The sequence below is a fragment of the Kiloniella litopenaei genome (assembly GCF_000982415.1).
GTDB classification, from domain to species: domain Bacteria; phylum Pseudomonadota; class Alphaproteobacteria; order Kiloniellales; family Kiloniellaceae; genus Kiloniella; species Kiloniella litopenaei.
The window spans coordinates 1-2808 of record NZ_LANI01000047.1 but is presented as its reverse complement, the minus strand read 5'-3'; the positions used below and the strand labels follow the sequence as shown (position 1 = coordinate 2808).

General features: G+C 56.9%; 3 protein-coding genes. All 3 read left to right on the top strand.

Annotated features, from left to right (window positions below):
* Nucleotides 1-187: 187 nt before the first annotated feature.
* Genes sul2 through WH95_RS19995 form a run of 3 tightly spaced genes read left to right on the top strand, consistent with a single transcriptional unit; the run spans nt 188 to nt 2703 of the window.
* Nucleotides 188-1003, top strand: a complete 816-nt coding sequence (gene sul2, locus WH95_RS20005) for a sulfonamide-resistant dihydropteroate synthase Sul2 (protein WP_001043260.1) — start codon at nt 188-190, stop codon at nt 1001-1003.
* Between the two features lie 60 nt (nt 1004-1063).
* Entirely contained in the window at nt 1064-1867 is an 804-nt protein-coding gene (gene aph(3'')-Ib, locus WH95_RS20000) for an aminoglycoside O-phosphotransferase APH(3'')-Ib (RefSeq protein ID WP_001082319.1), read from the top strand.
* A complete protein-coding gene (locus WH95_RS19995; protein WP_000480968.1) occupies nt 1867-2703 on the top strand; it encodes an aminoglycoside O-phosphotransferase APH(6)-Id in 837 nt (278 codons plus the stop codon). Before aph(3'')-Ib ends, WH95_RS19995 begins: the two co-directional genes overlap by 1 nt.
* Nucleotides 2704-2808 lie beyond the last annotated feature (105 nt).

Below are 2808 nucleotides of genomic sequence, written 5' to 3'. Positions count from 1 at the left end.
TCCACCGGCTTGCCGGCCTCGACCAACCCCTCCATAGGCCGCTTTCCTGGCTTTGCTTCCAGATGTATGCTATTCTGCTCCTGCAGCTAATGGATCACCGCAAACAGGTTACTCGCCTGGGGATTCCCTTTCGACCCGAGCATCCGTATGATACTCATGCTCGATTATTATTATTATAGAAGCCCCCATGAATAAATCGCTCATCATTTTCGGCATCGTCAACATAACCTCGGACAGTTTCTCCGATGGAGGCCGGTATCTGGCGCCAGACGCAGCCATTGCGCAGGCGCGTAAGCTGATGGCCGAGGGGGCAGATGTGATCGACCTCGGTCCGGCATCCAGCAATCCCGACGCCGCGCCTGTTTCGTCCGACACAGAAATCGCGCGTATCGCGCCGGTGCTGGACGCGCTCAAGGCAGATGGCATTCCCGTCTCGCTCGACAGTTATCAACCCGCGACGCAAGCCTATGCCTTGTCGCGTGGTGTGGCCTATCTCAATGATATTCGCGGTTTTCCAGACGCTGCGTTCTATCCGCAATTGGCGAAATCATCTGCCAAACTCGTCGTTATGCATTCGGTGCAAGACGGGCAGGCAGATCGGCGCGAGGCACCCGCTGGCGACATCATGGATCACATTGCGGCGTTCTTTGACGCGCGCATCGCGGCGCTGACGGGTGCCGGTATCAAACGCAACCGCCTTGTCCTTGATCCCGGCATGGGGTTTTTTCTGGGGGCTGCTCCCGAAACCTCGCTCTCGGTGCTGGCGCGGTTCGATGAATTGCGGCTGCGCTTCGATTTGCCGGTGCTTCTGTCTGTTTCGCGCAAATCCTTTCTGCGCGCGCTCACAGGCCGTGGTCCGGGGGATGTCGGGGCCGCGACACTCGCTGCAGAGCTTGCCGCCGCCGCAGGTGGAGCTGACTTCATCCGCACACACGAGCCGCGCCCCTTGCGCGACGGGCTGGCGGTATTGGCGGCGCTGAAAGAAACCGCAAGAATTCGTTAACTGCACATTCGGGATATTTCTCTATATTCGCGCTTCATCAGAAAACTGAAGGAACCTCCATTGAATCGAACTAATATTTTTTTTGGTGAATCGCATTCTGACTGGTTGCCTGTCAGAGGCGGAGAATCTGGTGATTTTGTTTTTCGACGTGGTGACGGGCATGCCTTCGCGAAAATCGCACCTGCTTCCCGCCGCGGTGAGCTCGCTGGAGAGCGTGACCGCCTCATTTGGCTCAAAGGTCGAGGTGTGGCTTGCCCCGAGGTCATCAACTGGCAGGAGGAACAGGAGGGTGCATGCTTGGTGATAACGGCAATTCCGGGAGTACCGGCGGCTGATCTGTCTGGAGCGGATTTGCTCAAAGCGTGGCCGTCAATGGGGCAGCAACTTGGCGCTGTTCACAGCCTATCGGTTGATCAATGTCCGTTTGAGCGCAGGCTGTCGCGAATGTTCGGACGCGCCGTTGATGTGGTGTCCCGCAATGCCGTCAATCCCGACTTCTTACCGGACGAGGACAAGAGTACGCCGCAGCTCGATCTTTTGGCTCGTGTCGAACGAGAGCTACCGGTGCGGCTCGACCAAGAGCGCACCGATATGGTTGTTTGCCATGGTGATCCCTGCATGCCGAACTTCATGGTGGACCCTAAAACTCTTCAATGCACGGGTCTGATCGACCTTGGGCGGCTCGGAACAGCAGATCGCTATGCCGATTTGGCACTCATGATTGCTAACGCCGAAGAGAACTGGGCAGCGCCAGATGAAGCAGAGCGCGCCTTCGCTGTCCTATTCAATGTATTGGGGATCGAAGCCCCCGACCGCGAACGCCTTGCCTTCTATCTGCGATTGGACCCTCTGACTTGGGGTTGATGTTCATGCCGCCTGTTTTTCCTGCTCATTGGCACGTTTCGCAACCTGTTCTCATTGCGGACACCTTTTCCAGCCTCGTTTGGAAAGTTTCATTGCCAGACGGGACTCCTGCAATCGTCAAGGGATTGAAACCTATAGAAGACATTGCTGATGAACTGCGCGGGGCCGACTATCTGGTATGGCGCAATGGGAGGGGAGCAGTCCGGTTGCTCGGTCGTGAGAACAATCTGATGTTGCTCGAATATGCCGGGGAGCGAATGCTCTCTCACATCGTTGCCGAGCACGGCGACTACCAGGCGACCGAAATTGCAGCGGAACTAATGGCGAAGCTGTATGCCGCATCTGAGGAACCCCTGCCTTCTGCCCTTCTCCCGATCCGGGATCGCTTTGCAGCTTTGTTTCAGCGGGCGCGCGATGATCAAAACGCAGGTTGTCAAACTGACTACGTCCACGCGGCGATTATAGCCGATCAAATGATGAGCAATGCCTCGGAACTGCGTGGGCTACATGGCGATCTGCATCATGAAAACATCATGTTCTCCAGTCGCGGCTGGCTGGTGATAGATCCCGTCGGTCTGGTCGGTGAAGTGGGCTTTGGCGCCGCCAATATGTTCTACGATCCGGCTGACAGAGACGACCTTTGTCTCGATCCTAGACGCATTGCACAGATGGCGGACGCATTCTCTCGTGCGCTGGACGTCGATCCGCGTCGCCTGCTCGACCAGGCGTACGCTTATGGGTGCCTTTCCGCAGCTTGGAACGCGGATGGAGAAGAGGAGCAACGCGATCTAGCTATCGCGGCCGCGATCAAGCAGGTGCGACAGACGTCATACTAGATATCAAGCGACTTCTCCTATCCCCTGGGAACACATCAATCTCACCGGAGAATATCGCTGGCCAAAGCCTTAGCGTAGGATTCCGCCCCTTCCCGCAAACGACCC

What these genes read in the sequence shown, in the direction of transcription:
- sul2 (WP_001043260.1), top strand. Translation starts at nt 188, where the DNA reads ATGAATAAATCGCTCATCATTTTCGGCATCGTCAACATAACCTCGGAC.
- WH95_RS19995 (WP_000480968.1), top strand. Translation starts at nt 1,867, where the DNA reads ATGTTCATGCCGCCTGTTTTTCCTGCTCATTGGCACGTTTCGCAACCT.